Genomic DNA, 1,597 nt, shown 5'->3' with positions numbered 1-1,597 from the left:
GCCGGGTCATCGCCTTGCCCGCTGTGATCACTGCCAGTTGGTCGGTTTTCCCGTCCGCCACTGTCACTGTGTAGTCCGACTTGCGAATCGTCAGTTCCCGGTTCAGTCGACCGGGGCTCCCGAACTGGTAGGTCACGTCCTGCTCGGTCTCCGTCTTGAGGCGGAACAGTAGATTTATCGCCATACTTCGCCGTCCATTCGTCGATGTTCTCCCCGGTGCGTGCCGGGATATTCGATTCCCAATCGAATTGTGTGTTGGCGTAGTCGTGTGCCTCGTGGTACGACGCCCCGGGATGGGACTCGTAATAGCCTGCCTCGGTCAATTCGTGTTCGAGGAGGACGATGTCTTCGGGCAGCGGCGTGCCGTTGGACATCCGCATCCACGCTTCGGCGATCGCCGCGCTCGCATCGTATCGCCGGATCTCGGTCCCGACGGTATTGCCGTCGTCGTCATATATGGCGAGTGGGTGTTCGCTGCGGAACAGGTGGTCTTTCACCCGCGCTATGTCGTCGCGCGAATACCCGCGGGATCCGTCCGGGCGGACAGTGTCGGCGAGATTGTCGACCATGCCGTCGACATCGTTGTCGGTCGCCCGGAACTGCTCGTACGCGGCTTCCGCCCAGGCATCCTGTGCCGCGCTGTCGTAGATATCGCGCGGGCGGATCGCACCACCGGATTGCTCATGGCCGGAGGCTGTTTCGCCGGTGCCGTTCTCGGTGGCTTGTGTGTCGGTGGTCGACGAGCTCGTAGGCGGAGTGTTCGCGGGCGGCCGCGCGATGGACGACGTCGGGGGCGTCGAGGTGTTCGTACCCGAGTCGGCCGTCGCCGGGACATCGGCAGCGGACGGTGGGGTGGTCTTGGTCGGAGGCGTGGGCCGAGTCGCCGTTGGTCCAGGCAGGGGAGTTCCGGTCGTTGTCGACGCCGGGGGCGGCGTGCTCGACCTGGGAGATGGGGTCGGAGCGTCGGCACCGGTCAGATCGACGCCGAGCAGCCGGGCGTGATCGCGGCTCGGACCGGGAACCGCGTCCTCGGGCGCGGGCGGCAGTGGCGACCGGTCGGTGAGATCGTCGGCGCCGACTTCCCGCAGGAAGTCCAGGGCGTCGCGGTCGTGCACGGGCGGATCGTCACCGACGGCACGCGGATCGGTCTCCGGGTTGTAGACCAGATCTTCGGCGTAGGGATCGATCTTCGCCAGCGCTCGCACGTAGTCGGCGAGCGGACCGGTCAGATCGTCGAGATCGCCGCGCGCCGCACGGTTCGACAGTGCCTCGGCCAGTGCCGCCGCGTCCAGCGGCAGGCCACCGCGCGGCAGCCCGAGATGCGGTGCGAGCGCGTCACGTGCGGCGTCGACCGCGGCGGGGTCGAACGCGCGCAGCAGCTTCGCGTAGTCGGTGAGGTCCCTGGCGCGCTGGCGGTGCAGCTCCACCCGCGTACCGGGATCGGCGAGTCGTTCCGCGACCAGGTCGGGGCCGAGATCGCCCGGCTCGACGCCGAACCGCAGCGCCAGCGCGCTGCGCGCATTGTGCAGGGAACATGGGAAATCGCCACCTTTTCTCGTCTCGATTTCGCGTTTTCTCCCGGCGGGGCGGGACTGGT

At 67.5% G+C, this 1,597-nt stretch carries 1 protein-coding gene and 1 pseudogene; one reads left to right on the top strand and one right to left on the bottom strand.

The window, feature by feature from the left end:
• Window positions 1-1,427, bottom strand: a pseudogene (locus ACWDNU_RS45540) (hypothetical protein); the annotation flags it as partial.
• On the opposite strand from ACWDNU_RS45540, the gene ACWDNU_RS45535 reads away from it, so the two are divergent.
• A partial coding sequence (locus ACWDNU_RS45535) for a hypothetical protein (RefSeq protein WP_449673407.1) occupies window positions 1,416-1,597 on the top strand: 182 nt, incomplete at its 3' end. The pseudogene ACWDNU_RS45540 and the gene ACWDNU_RS45535 overlap by 12 nt on opposite strands.

This window comes from Amycolatopsis sp. NPDC003676 (assembly GCF_053587275.1).
This window is presented reverse-complemented; position numbering and strand designations above follow the sequence as displayed.